This window comes from Klebsiella sp. CN_Kp091 (assembly GCF_040065095.1).
GTDB classification, from domain to species: Bacteria; Pseudomonadota; Gammaproteobacteria; order Enterobacterales; family Enterobacteriaceae; genus Klebsiella; species Klebsiella aerogenes.
Map to the genome: position 1 here is coordinate 1 of NZ_JBEAIO010000010.1, position 18,764 is coordinate 18,764.

Here is an 18,764-nt window from a genome sequence, read left to right on the forward strand (position 1 = left end):
ACGACCTTGCCAAGGTCGGGGTCGCGAGTTCGAGTCTCGTTTCCCGCTCCAAATTTCTTCCTTTATCCAATTTATCCACAGTGCGAAATCGCGCCGGGGATGATTTTCATTACCTATCCAAAAATACTGTAAACAGAGTTATCCACAGGCTGTCGTTTGGCTGACTGCGCGACAAATGCTTCACTTTGTAAATAGTATTATTGTATCTGATTGAAATTTAACATTTAAATTTCATTTCAAACTGTTAATTCGATCACTTGACGTACGTCTGCCCGTTGAAACGCAATGTTTTTTTGTTTTTATTCACAGCCTGTGAATGAATCAGGCGTCGCGCGGCAATCCTTTCTCGACCACCCGGACCAGGCGTAGTTTCTGCGGCAACTGCACTTCGACAACGTTGGCATTTCGCTTTTCTATCTGCTGCGCAACCGCCCATTCGATGTGTTCATCGAGAAGTGGGTGCTCACCTCGGCGACTTTCCAGCGCTGCCAGATTTGCTTCATTCCAGGGAGCATTACCGAGCGCGACGGCGATATTGCGTAGCCAGCGTAAGTGGCCGATACGGCGTATCGCCGACCCCTCGGTGACTTTCAGAAACCAGGCTTCGCTCCAGGCGAACAGCTCAATCAGCTGCGGCGCATGTAGCGCTTTACGCGGGCTGAAGTCCTCTTCATCGGTAAGCTGCGAAAAACGGTTCCACGGACAAATCAACTGGCAATCATCGCAGCCGTAAATACGGTTGCCGATAAGCGGACGAAATTCTTCCGGGATAGCGCCTTCCAGCTCGATGGTCAGATAGGAGATGCAGCGCCGTGCGTCAACGGTATAGGGCTCGACGATGGCGCCGGTGGGGCAGATAGTCATACAGGCGACACAACGCCCGCACTCTTCGGCAACCGGCTGGTCTATCGGCAGTGGCAGATCGATAAGCAACTCGCCCAGGAAGAAAAACGATCCGGCGTCGCGGCTTAAGATAAGTGAGTGCTTACCTGTCCAGCCAAGGCCCGCTTTTTCAGCGATGGGCCGCTCCAGGATAGGCGCAGAATCGACAAACGGTCTAAAATTGAGCGAAGCACACTGTTCCTGAATCATCTCGCCGAGTTTTTTCAGGCGGTTACGTAGCAGCTTATGATAATCACGCCCCAGGGCATAACGGCTGACGTAACCCAGCGTGGGATCTTTCAGAGTGCTGGCGAAAGCAGCATTGGCGGGCAGATAGTTCATGCGCACGCTAATCACGCGTAGCGTACCGGGCAGCAGTTCATGCGGCCGGGCGCGCATCATGCCGTGGCGAGCCATCCATTCCATTTCGCCATGGTATTGTTTATCCAGCCATGCCTGTAGTTTAGGTTCGCTGGCGCTGAGATCGGTATCGGTAATACCGACCTGCTGGAAGCCAAGCTCGGTGCCCCATTGTTTGATTTGCTGCGCTAACTGATTGAGATCGAGGGGCTGTGACATGATGGACCATACAATGACGAAAAACCCTGACAGTATACCACACATCGTGTGGCCAGCGGAGACGCTGCGCCAGGCGGAAAGAGAGGCGGCGGATAGTCTCGGGCTGACGCTTTTTGAATTGATGCGGCGTGCCGGCGAGGCGGCGTTTCAACTGACCCGAAGCCTTTATCCCGCCAGCCAGCACTGGTTGATTCTTTGCGGCCATGGCAATAACGGCGGCGACGGCTATGTCGTCGCGCGGCTGGCGCAGGCGCAGGGCATCGCGGTAACGCTACTGGCGTTGGAAAGCGATAAGCCGCTGCCGGAAGAGGCGCAGGCCGCGCGGGAAGAGTGGCTCAATGCCGGCGGCGTCATCCACGCCGCCGATAGCGCCTGGCCGGATGATATCTCATTGATTATTGATGGCCTGCTCGGCACCGGTCTGCATAGCGCGCCGCGCGCTAACGTCGCCGGGCTGATTGAACTGGCGAATGCCTATCCCGCGCCGGTTATTGCGCTTGATATCCCCTCCGGGCTGAACGCGCAAACCGGCGCGACGCCTGGCGCGGCGATTCACGCCGCCCATACCCTGACGTTTATCGCGCTAAAACCTGGACTGCTGACCGGCAATGCCCGCGACGTCGTCGGGCGCTTACATCATCATGCACTCGGCCTGGAGCGCTGGCTTTCCGGGCAAAACACCGCTATTCGTCGTTTTTCCGCAGCGCAGCTGGCAGGATGGCTGCCGCCGCGTCGCCCGACGTCGCATAAAGGCTCGCATGGTCGGCTGGTGATTATCGGCGGCGATCGCGGCACCGCTGGCGCCATTCGTATGGCGGGTGAGGCCGCGCTGCGTGCCGGCGCGGGTTTAGTACGCGTGCTGACCAGGGCGGAAAATATCGCGGGGATCGTGACTGCCAGGCCGGAATTGATGGTTCATGAGCTGAACGGCGACACCCTTACCGAGAGCCTGGAGTGGGCGGATGTCGTGGCGATTGGCCCCGGTCTTGGGCAAAGCGAATGGGGGAAAGCGGCGCTGCGGCAGGTAGAGAATTTTCGCAAACCAATGGTCTGGGATGCCGACGCGTTGAACCTGCTGGCAATCAATCCCGATAAACGTCACAATCGCGTGTTAACCCCGCATCCTGGCGAAGCCGCCCGTTTATTGAATATCAGCGTGGCAGAAGTTGAAAGCGATCGCTTACATTCTGTACAACGTCTGGTAAAACGGTATGGCGGCGTGGTGGTGCTAAAAGGCGCAGGAACCGTAGTGGCGAATAACGCGGGTGAAATCGGTATCATTGATGCCGGTAATCCCGGAATGGCCAGCGGCGGGATGGGCGATGTGCTCACCGGCATTATCGCCGCGCTGTTGGGACAGGGGCTGACCCCGTATGATGCCGCTTGCGCAGGCTGCGTGGCGCACGGCGAAGCCGCAGACCGACTGGCCGCCAGAGATGGCGCCCGTGGGATGCTGGCGACCGATCTTTTTTGCACGCTAAGGCGTGTTGTTAACCCGGATGTGATTGACCTAGACCATGATTAACCGTGTGATTCCTTTACCCGACGAGCAGGCGACATTAGACCTTGGCAACCGCGTAGCGCAGGCCTGTACCGGCGCGACGGTTATCTATCTGTATGGCGATTTAGGCGCGGGTAAAACCACCTTCAGCCGCGGTTTTCTACAGGCCCTTGGCCACCGCGGCAATGTCAAAAGCCCAACGTATACGCTGGTGGAGCCTTACACCCTCGAAAATCTGATGGTGTATCACTTCGACCTGTACCGCCTGGCGGATCCTGAGGAGCTTGAATTTATGGGGATCCGCGATTACTTCGCTAACGATGCCATCTGCCTGGTGGAATGGCCGCAGCAAGGCGCGGGTGTACTGCCTGACCCGGATGTCGAAATTCACCTGGATTACCAGGCGCAAGGGCGTGAGGCGCGCGTAACGGCGGTCTCTTCATTGGGTGAGTCTTTATTGGCGCGTTTAGCCATTTAGCCTAAAGGATGACGGGATGAAGTATCGTATAACCAGTTGGCTGGCCGCCGCTCTGATGCTGTTCGGCACTCAGGCGTCCGCGGCAAGTTTATCCGATATCCAGGTCTCAAACGGCGATCGGCAGGCCCGCATCACGCTAAGTTTTGTCGGCGATCCCGAATATTCCTTCATCCCGCAAGGTAAGCGCGTGGTGGCGTTGGATATCAAACAAACCGGCGTGCTTCAGGGGCTGCCGCTGCAGTTTAGCGGTAATAATCTGGTCAAAAGCATTCGCTCTGGCTCGCCTCAGGATACGCAATCTCTGCGTCTGTTGGTCGATCTGACGGAAGATGGTAAAACGCGGGCGGCGAAGCAGCAAAACGGCGCCAACTATACCGTCGTCTTTACCATTAACGCCGATGTGCCGCCGCCACCTCCGCCACCGCCAGTGGTAGCGAAGCGGGTCGAAGCGCCGGTAGTGTCGCCGCGTCCGAGCGAGCCGCCGCGCAATCCGTTTAAAATCTCAGGCAGCGACAGAACCACGGTGGTGACCAGCAGTCAGCCGGCGATGACCAACAACCAGACTATTACCCGTCCGGCGGCGCGTACCGTCTCTTCTGACGATAAGATTATTATCGCTATTGATGCCGGGCACGGCGGCCAGGATCCTGGCGCTATCGGGCCTGGCGGCACCAAAGAGAAAAACGTCACGATTGCTATCGCCCATAAACTGCGAGCGTTGCTTAACGACGATCCGCAGTTTAAACCGGTGTTGACCCGTAATGGCGACTACTTCATCTCGGTCATGGGGCGTTCGGACGTGGCGCGGAAACAAAACGCTAATTTCCTGGTCTCTATCCATGCCGATGCGGCCCCGAATCGCGATGCGACTGGCGCATCGGTGTGGGTGCTCTCTAACCGCCGCGCTAACAGCGAAATGGCCGGCTGGCTTGAACAGCATGAGAAACAATCCGAACTTCTGGGCGGCGCGGGCGATGTGCTGGCGAATAGCCAGTCGGATCCTTATCTGAGCCAGGCGGTGCTGGATTTACAGTTCGGCCATTCCCAGCGCGTCGGTTATGATGTGGCGACCGATGTACTCAGCCAGCTCCAGCGGGTTGGTAATCTGCATAAACGCCGCCCGGAGCATGCCAGCCTTGGCGTTCTGCGCTCGCCGGATATTCCGTCGATCCTCGTAGAAACTGGCTTTATCAGTAATAACGGCGAAGAGCGCCTGCTGGGTAGCGATGATTACCAACAGCAGATTGCAGAGGCGATTTATAAAGGGCTGCGTAACTATTATATGCAGCACCCGCTGCAATCAGCGCCGCGCGGCACGGCTGCGCAAACCGCCAGCGCCAGTTCGCCTGGCGGGTCGTTGATTAACTAAGGAGAAGGTCATGCCGATTCAGGTTCTACCGCCGCAGCTCGCCAACCAGATTGCCGCTGGCGAGGTGGTGGAACGTCCGGCGTCGGTCGTTAAAGAGCTGGTCGAAAACAGCCTTGATGCCGGCGCGACCCGTATCGACATAGATATCGAACGCGGCGGCGCGAAGCTTATCCGTATTCGCGATAACGGCTGTGGGATCAAAAAAGATGAGCTGGCGCTGGCGCTGGCTCGTCACGCCACCAGTAAAATCGCCTCGCTGGATGACCTTGAGGCGATCATCAGTCTTGGCTTTCGCGGCGAAGCGTTGGCCAGTATCAGCTCTGTCGCCCGCCTGACGTTGACTTCGCGTACCGCGGAGCAGCAAGAGGCATGGCAGGCCTATGCTGAAGGGCGCGACCAGGCGGTGACGGTGAAACCGGCGGCGCATCCGATAGGCACCACGCTGGAAGTGCTTGATCTGTTTTACAACACTCCCGCGCGACGCAAGTTCATGCGCACCGAAAAAACCGAGTTTAATCATATTGATGAAATCGTCCGCCGCATCGCGCTGGCGCGTTTCGATGTGACGATTAATCTCAGCCATAACGGCAAAATGATGCGCCAGTATCGCGCAGTGGCGGAAGGCGGCCCGCGTGAACGTCGCCTCGGCTCGATTTGCGGCGCGGCGTTTCTGGAACATGCGTTGGCCATTGAGTGGCAGCATGGCGATTTGACACTGCGCGGCTGGGTCGCCGATCCATTGCATACCAATCCGGCACTAGCGGAAATCCAGTATTGTTACGTCAACGGGCGTATGATGCGCGACCGGCTTATCAACCATGCCATTCGCCAGGCCTGCGAAGACAAGCTGGGCGCTGACCAGCAGCCGGCGTTTGTACTGTATCTGGAGATTGACCCGCATCAGGTTGATGTCAACGTGCATCCGGCGAAGCACGAAGTGCGTTTCCATCAATCACGGCTGGTGCATGATTTTATCTACCAGGGCGTACTGAGCGTGCTGCAGCAGCAGCTTGATGCGCCGCTGGTGGCAGAGGACGAAGCGCCAGCGCCGCGGCAGGTGCCGGAAAACCGCGTGGCGGCGGGCGCGAACCATTTCGCTCGCCCATCGCCGGTCCGGGAACCGGCGGCGGGTTATGATACTCGCGCGCCGCGCGAACCTGCCGCCGCTGGCGGCTATAGCGCAGGCGGCGCCAGTTGGCCGCACGCCCAGCCGGGTTATCAAAAACAGCAAGGGGCGCTTTATCGTCAACTGCTGCAAACCCCGGCGGTGGAAAAAAAACAAGCCGCGTCGGCGCCTGCGGAAAGTCTGGCGGCCCATGGCCAAAGCTTTGGCCGGGTGCTGACTATTATCGGCGGCGATTGCGCGCTGCTCGAGCGGGGCGGCACATTGGCGTTGCTGGCGCTGCCGGTGGCGGAACGCTGGCTGCGTCAGGCGCAGCTAACGCCGGGCGCGGAAGCGGTTTGCGCGCAGCCGCTGCTTATTCCGCTGCGTCTTAAAGTGAGTGAAGCAGAACGTAAGGCGCTGGAAAAGGCGCAGCCGGCGCTGGCGCAATTGGGCATCGATTTACAAGCAGATGCCCAGCACGTGACGGTCCGCGCGGTGCCTTTACCCTTAAGACAACAAAATTTACAAATCTTGATTCCTGAACTGATAGGCTACCTGGCGCAGCTAACGGCATTCAACGTCGGCGACATTGCCCAGTGGACGGCGCGTAATCTGACGAGTGAGCACGCGCAGTGGAGTATGGCGCAGGCGATTTCGGTGCTGGCGGACGTTGAGCGTTTATGTCCGCAGCTGATTAAAGCGCCGCCGGGTGGCCTGTTACAACCTGTTGATTTACATTCGGCGATGACAGCCCTGAAAGATGAGTGATGTAACTGAGGCGAGCCTGCCTAAGGCAATTTTTTTAATGGGGCCGACGGCCTCCGGTAAAACCGCATTAGCTATCGCCTTGCGTAAAGTTTTGCCCGTAGAGTTGATTAGCGTCGATTCCGCCCTCATCTATCGAGGAATGGATATCGGTACGGCCAAACCCGATGCCGCGGAGCTTAGCGCTGCGCCGCATCGGTTGCTGGATATCCTTGATCCGGCAGAGTCTTACTCGGCGGCGGATTTTCGTCGCGATGCGTTGGCGGAAATGGCGGATATCGTCGCCGCCGGGCGCATCCCGCTGCTGGTCGGCGGAACGATGTTGTATTTCAAAGCGTTGTTGGAAGGGTTATCGCCGCTGCCTTCGGCGGATCCCGCAGTCAGGGCCAGAATTGAGCAACAAGCAGCAGAGCAGGGGTGGCACGCATTGCACCGGCAGTTACAGGAGATCGATCCCGTGGCCGCCGCGCGTATTCATCCAAATGATCCGCAAAGACTTTCCCGAGCACTGGAAGTTTTTTTCATTTCGGGTAAAACTTTAACGGAACTGACGCAAACGTCAGGAGAGGCTCTGCCGTATCAGGTGCATCAGTTCGCCATCGCCCCGGCGAGCCGTGAACTGCTACATCAACGCATTGAGCAGCGTTTTCATCAGATGTTGGCTTCAGGTTTTGAAGCAGAAGTGCGGGCGCTATTTGCCCGTGGAGATTTGCATACGGATATGCCTTCCATTCGTTGTGTTGGATACCGCCAGATGTGGTCATACCTTGAAGGCGAGGTCTCGTATGATGAAATGGTTTATCGAGGTGTTTGCGCGACGAGACAGTTAGCGAAACGTCAGGTCACCTGGCTGCGCGGTTGGGAAGATGTTCACTGGTTAGACAGTGAGCAACCTGAACAAGCGCTCAACAAAGTATTACAGGTTGTTGGTGCTAGCCAGAACTGAACGTGTACAATTGAACGGTATCGTGCGTAATTTTTTTTAAGAATCGTAAGGTTCTGAGTACAAAACAAGCATACATATAAGGAAAAGAGAGAATGGCTAAGGGGCAATCTTTACAAGATCCGTTCCTGAACGCTTTGCGTCGGGAACGTGTTCCGGTTTCTATTTATTTGGTGAATGGTATTAAGCTGCAAGGGCAAATTGAGTCTTTCGATCAGTTCGTGATCCTGTTGAAGAACACGGTCAGCCAGATGGTCTATAAGCACGCAATTTCTACTGTTGTCCCGTCCCGTCCGGTGTCTCACCACAGCAATAATGCTGGCGGCGGTGCAAGCAACTATCACCACGGTGGTAGCGCGCAAGGTTCTTCTGCGCCGCAGCAAGACAGCGACGACGCCGAATAAGGCTAATGCTGTTTTTCCACGTCGGGGAGCCAGGTTTTCTGCGTTCCCCGCTGGTATTTTATAAGGGGTTTACGCTTGTTTGACCGTTATGATGCCGGTGAGCAGGCGGTACTGGTACACATCTATTTTTCGCAAGACAAAGATATGGAGGATCTCCAGGAGTTTGAATCCCTGGTCTCTTCCGCCGGTGTCGAAGCAATGCAGGTGATTACCGGTAGCCGTAAAGCACCGCACCCGAAGTATTTTGTTGGTGAAGGTAAGGCTGTTGAAATTGCGGAAGCCGTAAAAGCGACCGGCGCCTCGGTCGTGCTGTTCGATCATGCCTTGAGTCCGGCCCAGGAACGTAACCTGGAGCAGCTATGCGAATGCCGGGTTATCGATCGCACCGGTCTGATTTTAGATATTTTTGCCCAGCGAGCGCGTACCCACGAAGGGAAACTGCAGGTTGAGCTGGCGCAGTTGCGCCATCTGGCCACGCGTCTGGTACGCGGCTGGACCCACCTTGAAAGGCAGAAAGGCGGGATTGGTTTGCGCGGACCGGGTGAAACCCAGCTCGAAACCGACCGTCGATTGCTGCGTAACCGTATTATGCAGATCCTGTCGCGACTGGAAAAAGTAGAAAAACAGCGCGAGCAAGGTCGGCGGTCACGCGCCAAGGCCGATATCCCTACCGTCTCGCTGGTGGGATATACCAACGCCGGAAAATCAACGCTGTTCAACCAGATAACCGAAGCGGAAGTCTATGCCGCGGACCAACTGTTCGCCACTCTGGACCCGACGCTGCGCCGTATTAACGTCACAGACGTCGGCGAAACGGTACTGGCAGACACCGTAGGTTTTATTCGTCATCTGCCGCACGATTTGGTGGCGGCGTTTAAAGCGACTCTGCAGGAGACGCGTCAGGCGACGCTGCTGCTGCACGTTATCGACGCGGCGGATGTCCGCGTGCAGGAAAATATTGATGCAGTAAATACGGTCCTTGCTGAAATCGAGGCCGATGAAATTCCGTCATTGCTGGTGATGAACAAAATCGATGTGCTTGACGATTTTGAACCGCGCATCGATCGGGATGAAGAGAATAAACCGATTCGGGTCTGGCTCTCCGCCCAGACCGGGATTGGCGTACCACTGCTTTTTCAGGCGTTAACAGAACGTCTTTCCGGCGAAGTGGCGCAGCATACGCTGCGTTTACCGCCGCAGGAAGGTCGTCTGAGAAGCCGGTTCTATCAGCTTCAGGCGATAGAAAAAGAGTGGATGGAGGATGACGGCAGCGTAAGCCTGCAAGTGCGCATGCCCATCGTGGACTGGCGTCGCCTCTGCAAACAAGAGCCTGCGTTGGTCGACTACGTGGTTTGACCTGGCCTGAAGATATTAACCCCTGTGGGGATATCAAAAACAAATATGGAGCATATACATGGCGTGGAATCAGCCCGGTAATAACGGACAGGACCGCGACCCGTGGGGAAGCAGCAAGAATGGCGGCAACTCTGAGGGAAATGGCAACAAAGGCGGTCGCGATCAGGGGCCGCCCGATCTGGATGATATCTTCCGCAAGTTAAGCAAAAAACTTGGCGGTCTCGGCGGCGGTAAAGGCGGCCAGGGTGGCGGTAATGTGACGCAGGGGCCGCGTGGCCCGATGGGCGGGCGCATTGTCGGCATCGTTGCTGCAGCGGCGGTGATTATCTGGGCAGCCAGCGGTTTCTATACCATCAAGGAAGCGGAACGTGGTGTGGTGACACGCTTTGGCAAGTTCAGCCATCTGGTTGAGCCTGGTCTGAACTGGAAGCCAACTTTTGTCGATAATGTGCAAGCGGTGAACGTCGAGTCGGTTCGCGAACTGGCAGCGTCCGGCGTCATGCTGACTTCCGATGAGAACGTCGTGCGCGTTGAGATGAACGTACAGTACCGGGTGACCGATCCGGAGCGCTACCTGTTTAGCGTGACCAGCGCCGACGATAGTCTGCGTCAGGCCACCGACAGCGCCCTGCGTGGCGTCATTGGTAAGTACACCATGGACCGTATCCTGACCGAAGGTCGTACCGTTATCCGTAGCGATACCCAGCGCGAGCTGGAAGAGACCATTCGTCCGTACAACATGGGTATCACCCTGCTGGACGTCAACTTCCAGACGGCGCGTCCGCCGGAAGAGGTGAAGGCCGCGTTTGATGATGCCATTGCCGCGCGTGAGAACGAGCAGCAGTACATCCGCGAAGCGGAAGCTTATACCAACGAAGTTCAGCCGCGTGCTAACGGTCAGGCGCAGCGTATCCTCGAAGAGGCGCGTGCGTATAAAACCCAGACCGTACTGGAAGCGCAGGGTGAAGTCGCTCGCTTTGCGAAGATCCTGCCGGAATATAAAGCCGCGCCGGAAATTACCCGCGAGCGTCTGTATATCGAAACCATGGAAAAAGTGCTGAGCCATACCCGCAAAGTGCTGGTTAATGACAGCAAGGGCGGCAACTTGATGGTTCTGCCGTTGGATCAGATGCTGAAAGGCGCCACTGGTGCGCCGGCAAAGAGCGATAGCAGTGGCGCAAGCGATCTGCTGCGCCTGCCGCCTGCGTCCAGCTCAAGCAGCGCCAGCACTTCATCAACCTCGAGTTCAACCGGGGGTACCATTATGGACCAACGCCGCGCCAACGCGCAGCGTAACGACTACCAGCGTCAGGGGGAATAACGATGCGTAAATCTGTTATCGCGATCATTGTCGTCGTGCTGGTAGTGCTCTACATGTCTGTCTTCGTGGTGAAAGAAGGCGAGCGTGGCATTACGCTGCGCTTTGGCAAAGTTCTGCGCGACGATGAGAACAAGCCGCTGGTGTATGCGCCGGGTCTGCACTTCAAGATCCCGTTTATTGAATCCGTGAAAATGCTGGATGCGCGTATCCAGACCATGGACAACCAGGCTGACCGCTTTGTTACCAAAGAGAAGAAAGACCTGATCGTCGACTCCTATATCAAGTGGCGCATCAGTGACTTCAGTCGTTACTATCTGGCGACCGGCGGCGGCGACGTCTCCCAGGCCGAAGTTCTGCTGAAGCGTAAGTTCTCTGACCGTCTGCGCTCTGAGATTGGTCGTCTGGACGTGAAAGACATCGTGACTGATTCCCGCGGTCGTTTGACCCTGGAAGTGCGTGATGCGCTGAACTCCGGTTCTGCAGGTACAGAAGATGAAGTCTCGACGCCGGCAGCCGATGACGCTATCGCTAAAGCGGCAGAACGGGTAGAAGCTGAAACTAACGGTAAGGTTCAGGTAATCAACCCGAACAGTATGGCGGCGCTGGGTATTGAAGTCGTTGACGTACGTATCAAGCAGATCAACCTGCCGGCTGAAGTGTCTGAAGCGATCTACAACCGTATGCGCGCCGAGCGTGAAGCGGTTGCTCGTCGCCATCGTTCACAAGGTCAGGAAGAAGCGGAAAAACTGCGCGCGACCGCGGACTATGAAGTGACCAAGACCCTGGCGGAAGCAGAGCGTCAAGGGCGTATTCTGCGCGGTGAAGGCGATGCCGAGTCGGCAAAACTGTTTGCCGATGCATTCAGTCAGGATCCGGGCTTCTATGCCTTTATCCGTAGCCTGCGTGCTTACGAGAAGAGCTTCCAGAGCAACCAGGACGTGATGGTCCTCAGTCCGGATAGCGATTTCTTCCGTTACATGAAGTCACCGGATTCCGTGCGTAAATAAGCCGGGTCGGTGTGAAATCAGAAGGCGCCTTGCAAGAGGCGCCTTTTTTCATGCCATTGATTGTGATTTTTCTCTCAGCTAGTGGTTTCATATTGCCTATGAAATGCCGGAGAATGTGAAGAAAGAAAAAGGGTTTGCGGTAATACTCACCGGCGCCAAACTGGCGGCGGTTTTGTTTTTCTATAAGGGTCATCAATAATGAATGCAACAATTTGGCTGGCACTGGCGCTGGTTTTAGTTCTCGAAGGTCTTGGCCCACTGCTTTATCCCCGCGCCTGGCGCAAGATGGTAGCGACCATGAGCCAACTGCCGGATAATTTATTGCGTCGCTTTGGCGGCGGTCTTGTGGTAGCTGGCATCGTCATCTACTACATGTTGAGGAAATCGATTGGCTGATCAAAAAATAATCGGATTACCCTCATTTTGAGTGCAAAAAGTGCTGTAACTCTGAAAAAGCGATGGTAGAATCCATTTTTAAGCAAACGGTGATTTTGAAAAAATGGGTAACAACGTCGTCGTACTGGGCACCCAATGGGGTGACGAAGGTAAAGGGAAGATCGTCGATCTCCTGACAGAACGGGCTAAATATGTTGTGCGCTACCAGGGTGGCCATAACGCAGGCCATACTCTCGTAATCAACGGTGAAAAAACCGTCCTCCATCTTATTCCATCAGGTATTCTCCGCGAGAATGTAACCAGCATCATCGGTAACGGTGTTGTGCTGTCTCCGGCTGCGCTGATGAAAGAGATGAAAGGTCTGGAAGACCGTGGTATCCCTGTTCGTGAGCGTCTGCTGCTGTCCGAAGCCTGTCCGCTTATTCTCGATTATCACGTTGCGCTGGACGTGGCGCGTGAAAAAGCGCGTGGCGCGAAAGCTATCGGTACGACCGGTCGCGGTATCGGCCCGGCTTACGAAGATAAAGTCGCTCGTCGCGGCCTGCGCGTTGGCGACCTGTTTGATAAAGCCACCTTCGCTGACAAACTGAAAGAAGTGATGGAATATCACAACTTCCAGTTGGTGAACTTCTATAAAGCAGAAGCGGTTGACTACCAGAAAGTGCTGGACGATGTGATGGCGATTGCCGACATCCTCACCGGCATGGTCGTTGATGTTTCCGATCTGCTGGATCAGGCGCGTCAGCGCGGCGACTTCGTGATGTTCGAAGGCGCGCAGGGCACGCTGCTGGATATCGACCACGGTACCTATCCGTATGTAACTTCCTCCAACACCACTGCTGGTGGCGTGGCGACCGGTTCCGGCCTGGGCCCGCGTTATGTGGATTACGTTCTGGGTATCATCAAAGCTTACTCTACTCGTGTAGGCGCGGGTCCGTTCCCGACCGAGCTGTTTGATGAAACCGGCGAGTTCCTGTGCAAGCAGGGTAACGAATTCGGCGCCACTACCGGCCGTCGTCGTCGTACCGGCTGGCTGGACGCTGTTGCGGTACGCCGCGCGGTGCAGATTAACTCCCTGTCCGGCTTCTGCCTGACCAAACTGGACGTCCTGGACGGCCTGAAAGAAGTGAAAATCTGCGTCGGCTACCGTATGCCGGACGGCCGTGAAGTGACCACCACTCCGCTGGCTGCCGACAACTGGGAAGGTATCGAGCCTATCTACGAAACCATGCCGGGCTGGTCCGAAACCACCTTCGGCGTGAAAGAGCGCAGCGGTCTGCCGCAGGCAGCGCTGAACTACATCGCTCGTATTGAAGAGCTGACCGGCGTGCCGGTTGATATCATCTCTACCGGTCCTGACCGTACTGAGACTATGATTCTGCGCGACCCGTTCGACGCGTAATCATCATCCAGGGGCGCCGTTCGGGCGCCCTTGTTTTTGCAGTTCGCCCGCCCCATTTCAAATAAATTAGCGGCCTGAGCGCTGGCTGGTTTATCATCAATAGAGTTAATACCCGCGGATTCACCGCTTTCCCCTTACCCTGAGGTTGATGTGCAGTTAACGAGTTTCACCGATTATGGATTACGCGCGCTGATTTATATGGCGTCGTTGCCGGATGACCGAATGACCAGTATTTCCGAGGTGACGGATGTCTATGGCGTTTCCCGTAATCATATGGTCAAAATAATCAATCAGTTAAGCCGTGTTGGCTACGTGACGGCCGTGCGGGGAAAGAATGGGGGGATTCGCCTTGGCAAGCCGGCTAAAATGATTCGCGTGGGTGATGTTGTACGCGATCTGGAGCCGCTATCGCTGGTGAATTGCAGCAGCGAATTTTGCCACATTACTCCCGCTTGCCGCCTGAAACAGGCACTTGCCGAAGCCGCGCAAAGTTTCCTGAAGGAACTGGATAACTACACGCTGGCCGATTTGGTTGAAAAGAATCAACCGCTATATAAATTATTACTGGTGGAAGAAAAGCGCTGAATGATTTGCGCCGCAGCGTAAAGAGAACCCACAAAGCGGCGGCGTAAAACGCAGTCAGACTTTCATCGGAGATGACAACGGAGGAACCGATATGTCACAAGACCCATTCCAGGAACGCGAAGCTGAGAAGTACGCGAATCCAATCCCGAGCCGGGAATTTATCCTCGAACATTTAACCAAACGTGAAAAACCGGCCAGCCGTGATGAGCTGGCGATTGAGTTAAATATTGAGGGCGAAGAACAAACTGAAGCGCTGCGTCGCCGCCTGCGTGCGATGGAACGTGACGGCCAGTTGGTCTTCACTCGTCGTCAGTGCTATGCGCTGCCGGAGCGTCTCGATTTAGTCAAAGGCGTCGTTATTGGCCACCGCGACGGCTACGGCTTTTTACGCGTCGAAGGGCGCAAAGACGACCTGTATCTTTCATCTGAGCAGATGAAAATGTGTATTCATGGCGACCAGGTACTGGCCCAGCCGCTGGGCGCGGACCGCAAGGGCCGTCGAGAAGCGCGCATCGTTCGCGTTCTGGTGCCGAAAACCAGCCAGATCGTCGGCCGTTACTTCACCGATGCCGGTGTAGGCTTCGTGGTGCCGGACGACAGCCGTCTTAGCTTCGATATCCTTATCCCGCCTGAAGAGATTATGGGCGCGCGTATGGGCTACGTGGTGGTGGTCGAGCTGACCCAGCGTCCAACCCGTCGTACCAAGGCGGTAGGCAAAATAGTTGAAGTGCTGGGCGACAATATGGGCACCGGCATGGCCGTTGATATGGCGCTGCGTACCCATGAGATCCCTTACGTTTGGCCGCCGGCGGTGGAAAAACAGGTTTCCGGCCTCAAAGAACAGGTGCCGGAAGAGGCAAAAGCCGGGCGCGTTGATTTGCGCTCCCTGCCGCTGGTTACTATTGACGGCGAAGATGCCCGCGACTTCGATGACGCGGTGTACTGCGAGAAAAAACGCGGCGGCGGCTGGCGTCTATGGGTGGCTATCGCCGACGTGAGCTACTATGTGCGCCCTGGTACGCCGCTGGACGGCGAAGCGCGCAGCCGCGGGACGTCAGTCTACTTCCCTTCGCAGGTCGTACCGATGCTGCCGGAAGTGCTGTCCAACGGCCTGTGCTCGCTGAATCCGCAGGTCGATCGCCTGTGTATGGTCTGCGAAATGACGATCTCGTCAAAAGGTCGACTGACCGGCTTTAAATTCTATGAAGCGGTGATGAGCTCTCACGCCCGTCTGACCTACACCAAGGTTTGGCATATGCTGCAGGGCGATCAAGAGCTGCGCGAGCACTATGCGCCGCTGGTGAAGCATATTGAAGAGCTGCATAACCTCTACAAGGTGCTGGACGGCGCCCGTGAAGAGCGCGGCGGTATCTCATTTGAAAGTGAAGAAGCTAAATTCATCTTCAACGCCGAGCGCCGTATAGAGCGTATTGAACAGACTCAGCGTAACGATGCGCACAAGCTGATTGAAGAGTGCATGATCCTGGCGAACATCTCAGCGGCGCGTTTCGTTGAGAAAGCGCAGGAGCCGGCGCTGTTCCGTATTCACGATAAGCCAAGCACCGAAGCGATTACCGCTTTCCGTACCGTGCTGGCGGAGCTGGGGCTGGAACTACCGGGCGGCAACAAGCCGGAGCCGCGCGATTACGCTGAGCTACTGACTTCCATCGCCGATCGCCCGGATGCGGAAATGCTGCAGACGATGCTGCTGCGTTCCATGAAACAAGCGGTCTACGATCCGGAAAACCGCGGCCACTTCGGCCTGGCGCTGCAGTCATACGCCCACTTCACCTCGCCGATCCGTCGTTATCCTGACCTGTCGCTGCATCGCGCTATTAAGTATTTACTGGCGAAAGAGCAGGGACATAAAGGCAATAGCACCGAGACCGGCGGCTGGCACTACAGCATGGAAGAGATGCTGCAACTGGGCGAGCACTGCTCGATGACCGAGCGCCGCGCCGATGAAGCGACGCGCGAAGTGTCCGACTGGCTGAAGTGCGACTTCATGCAGGATCAGGTGGGCAACACCTTCTCCGGCGTGATCGCAAGCGTCACCGGCTTCGGCTTCTTCGTTCGCCTGAACGATCTGTTTATCGATGGCCTGGTACATGTCTCCTCGCTGGATAATGACTACTATCGCTTCGATCAGGTAGGGCAGCGGCTGATCGGCGAGTCCGGCGGCCAGACTTACCGCCTGGGCGACCGCGTGGAAGTGCGCGTCGAAGCGGTCAATATGGATGAGCGTAAGATTGATTTCAGCCTGATTTCCAGCGAACGCGGCCCGCGTAATGTCGGCAAAACCGCACGCGAAAAAGCGAAGAAAGGCGCGCCGGGTAAAAACGGCGGCGGCCGTCGTCGTCAGGTTGGCAAGCAGGTAAACTTCGAGCCGGATAGCGCCTTCCGTAAGGAAAAAGATAAAGCTAAAGCCAAACCGAAAGGCGAGAAGAAAGCGAAAAAGCCTTCGGCGAAAACGCAGAAAATCGCCGCCGCGACCAAAGCCAAGCGCGCGGCGAAAAAGAAGATCGCCGAGTGATTGACGCCCCTTCACCCTGAAGTCTGCTGGCGCAGGATAGGGTGAAGGGGGCGGATAACAGAACCTAAAACGAGTACATCAATGAGTGAAATGATTTACGGCATCCATGCGGTGCAGGCACTGCTGGAACGCGCACCTGAGCGTTTTCAGGAAGTTTTTATTCTGAAAGGCCGTGAGGATAAGCGTCTGCTGCCGCTGATCCATGCCCTTGAAGCGCAGGGCGTGGTGATTCAGGTTGCCAGCCGCCAGTACCTCGATGAGAAAAGCGAAGGCGCGGTGCATCAGGGCATTATTGCCCGCGTGAAGCCGGGACGTCAGTATCAGGAAAACGATCTGCCGGATCTGCTGGCGCAGTTCGATCAACCGTTCCTGCTGATCCTCGACGGCGTCACCGATCCGCACAACCTCGGCGCTTGCCTGCGTAGCGCCGACGCCGCTGGCGTGCATGCGGTGATCGTGCCGCGCGATCGTTCCGCTCAGCTCAACGCTACGGCGAAGAAAGTCGCCTGCGGCGCGGCGGAAAGCGTGCCGCTGATCCGCGTCACCAATCTGGCGCGGACCATGCGTCTGTTGCAGGAAGAAAACGTGTGGATCGTTGGTACCGCGGGCGAAGCCGACCATACGCTCTACCAGAGCAAAATGACCGGCCCGATGGCGCTGGTGATGGGCGCGGAAGGCGAAGGCATGCGCCGTTTGACCCGTGAGCATTGTGATGAGCTGATCAGCATCCCGATGGCGGGTAGCGTCTCTTCGCTGAACGTCTCCGTCGCCACCGGTATCTGCCTGTTTGAAGCGGTGCGCCAGCGCAGCTAAGCCGCCGCTGGCGAGGTGGGTTAGTCATCCAGCGCGCGCAGATGATCGTTCTTATTGAGCGTCATTAGCGCAGCGATGCTGACGACGGCTGTCGCCATCACGTAGTACGCCGGAATGTCCAGATTACCGGTCTGTTTAATCAGGCCGGTAATAATCAACCCGGCACAGCCGGAGAAGACAGCATTCGAAAGCGAATAGGCTAAACCCAGCCCGGTATAACGCACTCTGGTTGGGAACATCTCCGCCAGCATCGCCGGCCCAGGCCCGGCCAGAATCCCCACCAGGCCACCCGCAATCAGCACCACGATACCTTTCACCAGCAGCGTGCTGCTTTCCGCCTGCAATATTTTCAGCAGCGGCAGCGCCAGTACCAGCAGCAATACCGCAGCCGCGACCATTACCCGCCGACGTCCCCACTTATCGCTGAGTATCCCGGCAGGCAAGATGGTGATGGCGAAACCAATGTTGGAGATCACCGCAATTAGCAGCGCCTGATTAAAACCGGTGTGTAGCGCGGACTGGAGGTACGAGGGCATGATCACCAGGTAGGTATAACCCGCCGCCGACCATACCATCAGCCGGCCAATGCCGGTGAGAATCGCTTTGAGCGTCTGGCGCAAACTGGCGCGGGTTTCCAGGGACGGCGTAGCCTGCTGCTGGCGCAAAAAACCCGGCGTCTCTTCCATTTTTACGCGTAGCCACAGCGCGACGATGCCCATCGGTATAGCGAGGAAGAAGGGGATTCGCCAGCCCCAGTCATGCAATGCTTCGGGGCTGAGCGCGGTGGAAATCAGGGCGACCACGCCAGCGCCTGCCAGCAGCCCCAGCGCGACGGTAAAAGATTGCCATGCGCCATACAGTCCGCGCTTACCTTTAGGGGCGAACTCGGTCATCAGCGATACCGCCCCGCCGTACTCGCCGCCGGCAAAAAGCCCCTGAAGAATACGTAATCCGGTCAGAATAAGCGGCGCGGCAATACCGATGCTGGCGTAAACCGGCACCAGTCCGATAGCCGTGGTGGCGAGCGTCATCAGTACCAATACGATAATCAGCGTCGGCTTGCGGCCGATACGGTCGCCGAGGCGGCCAAAAACGATGGCGCCCAGCGGGCGAAAGAAAAACGCAATCGCGAAAGAGGCGTAAGTCAGAATCAGCCCGGTCAGCGGCGCTTCTCCGGTCATTTGGAAAAAATTTTTCGCAATTACGGTCGCCAGAAAGCCATAGACCGCGAACTCGTACCATTCAATAAAGTTACCGATAGAACCGGCGATCAGCGCGCGTTTTTGCGCTGCCGATGTTGTGCTGGCGGTGTGCATAGGAAGCCC

At 56.7% G+C, this 18,764-nt stretch carries 16 protein-coding genes; 14 read left to right on the forward strand and 2 right to left on the reverse strand.

What is annotated here, in order from left to right:
- Positions 1-321: 321 nt before the first annotated feature.
- Positions 322-1,461, reverse strand: a complete 1,140-nt coding sequence (queG, locus tag ABLV17_RS09950) for a tRNA epoxyqueuosine(34) reductase QueG (protein WP_087858283.1) — start codon at positions 1,459-1,461, stop codon at positions 322-324.
- A gap of 13 nt (positions 1,462-1,474) precedes the next feature.
- Here queG and nnr point away from each other — a divergent pair, with 13 nt between their 5' ends.
- The 14 genes from nnr to rlmB all read left to right on the forward strand — a co-directional run bounded on the left by nnr (position 1,475) and on the right by rlmB (position 17,439).
- The gene (gene nnr, locus ABLV17_RS09955) at positions 1,475-2,986 is read left to right on the forward strand and encodes a bifunctional ADP-dependent NAD(P)H-hydrate dehydratase/NAD(P)H-hydrate epimerase (protein WP_308957761.1); all 1,512 of its coding nucleotides are present in this window, start codon (positions 1,475-1,477) and stop codon (positions 2,984-2,986) included.
- Positions 2,979-3,440 (forward strand): tRNA (adenosine(37)-N6)-threonylcarbamoyltransferase complex ATPase subunit type 1 TsaE, encoded by a 462-nt coding sequence (gene tsaE, locus ABLV17_RS09960; protein WP_087858285.1) that lies wholly within the window; start codon positions 2,979-2,981, stop codon positions 3,438-3,440. Before nnr ends, tsaE begins: the two co-directional genes overlap by 8 nt.
- Positions 3,441-3,456: 16 nt before the next feature.
- On the forward strand, positions 3,457-4,809 hold the full coding sequence (gene amiB, locus ABLV17_RS09965; protein WP_348854228.1) for an N-acetylmuramoyl-L-alanine amidase AmiB: 1,353 nt from the start codon (positions 3,457-3,459) through the stop codon (positions 4,807-4,809).
- Between the two features lie 10 nt (positions 4,810-4,819).
- On the forward strand, positions 4,820-6,682 hold the full coding sequence (gene mutL, locus ABLV17_RS09970; RefSeq protein ID WP_308957763.1) for a DNA mismatch repair endonuclease MutL: 1,863 nt from the start codon (positions 4,820-4,822) through the stop codon (positions 6,680-6,682).
- Positions 6,675-7,625, forward strand: a complete 951-nt coding sequence (gene miaA, locus ABLV17_RS09975) for a tRNA (adenosine(37)-N6)-dimethylallyltransferase MiaA (protein WP_087858288.1) — start codon at positions 6,675-6,677, stop codon at positions 7,623-7,625. Before mutL ends, miaA begins: the two co-directional genes overlap by 8 nt.
- A 92-nt stretch (positions 7,626-7,717) precedes the next feature.
- A complete protein-coding gene (gene hfq / locus ABLV17_RS09980) occupies positions 7,718-8,026 on the forward strand; it encodes an RNA chaperone Hfq (protein ID WP_045396870.1) in 309 nt (102 codons plus the stop codon).
- A 75-nt stretch (positions 8,027-8,101) separates the two neighbouring features.
- The gene (gene hflX, locus ABLV17_RS09985) at positions 8,102-9,382 is read left to right on the forward strand and encodes a ribosome rescue GTPase HflX (RefSeq protein ID WP_032713510.1); all 1,281 of its coding nucleotides are present in this window, start codon (positions 8,102-8,104) and stop codon (positions 9,380-9,382) included.
- Between the two features lie 58 nt (positions 9,383-9,440).
- Positions 9,441-10,703 carry an FtsH protease activity modulator HflK gene (gene hflK, locus ABLV17_RS09990; RefSeq protein WP_015368631.1) on the forward strand — a complete coding sequence of 421 codons (1,263 nt, stop codon included), beginning with the start codon at positions 9,441-9,443 and terminating at the stop codon, positions 10,701-10,703.
- A gap of 2 nt (positions 10,704-10,705) precedes the next feature.
- A complete protein-coding gene (gene hflC, locus ABLV17_RS09995) occupies positions 10,706-11,710 on the forward strand; it encodes a protease modulator HflC (RefSeq protein WP_015368630.1) in 1,005 nt (334 codons plus the stop codon).
- 198 nt (positions 11,711-11,908) lie between these two features.
- Positions 11,909-12,106: a DUF2065 domain-containing protein gene (locus tag ABLV17_RS10000; RefSeq protein ID WP_015368629.1), complete on the forward strand. Its 198-nt coding sequence runs from the start codon at positions 11,909-11,911 to the stop codon at positions 12,104-12,106.
- A 103-nt stretch (positions 12,107-12,209) separates the two neighbouring features.
- Positions 12,210-13,508 (forward strand): adenylosuccinate synthase, encoded by a 1,299-nt coding sequence (locus ABLV17_RS10005; protein WP_087858289.1) that lies wholly within the window; start codon positions 12,210-12,212, stop codon positions 13,506-13,508.
- A 150-nt stretch (positions 13,509-13,658) separates the two neighbouring features.
- Positions 13,659-14,093, forward strand: a complete 435-nt coding sequence (nsrR, locus tag ABLV17_RS10010; RefSeq protein WP_045379682.1) for a nitric oxide-sensing transcriptional repressor NsrR — start codon at positions 13,659-13,661, stop codon at positions 14,091-14,093.
- Between the two features lie 91 nt (positions 14,094-14,184).
- Positions 14,185-16,626, forward strand: coding sequence for a ribonuclease R (gene rnr, locus ABLV17_RS10015; RefSeq protein ID WP_045379679.1), 2,442 nt, complete (start codon positions 14,185-14,187; stop codon positions 16,624-16,626).
- 81 nt (positions 16,627-16,707) lie between these two features.
- On the forward strand, positions 16,708-17,439 hold the full coding sequence (rlmB, locus tag ABLV17_RS10020; protein WP_087858291.1) for a 23S rRNA (guanosine(2251)-2'-O)-methyltransferase RlmB: 732 nt from the start codon (positions 16,708-16,710) through the stop codon (positions 17,437-17,439).
- Between the two features lie 20 nt (positions 17,440-17,459).
- Here the strand turns inward: rlmB and ABLV17_RS10025 are convergent, their stop codons facing one another.
- Complete coding sequence (locus tag ABLV17_RS10025) at positions 17,460-18,755, reverse strand: MFS transporter (RefSeq protein ID WP_308957764.1); 1,296 nt, start codon at positions 18,753-18,755, stop codon at positions 17,460-17,462.
- Between the last annotated feature and the right edge of the window lie 9 nt (positions 18,756-18,764).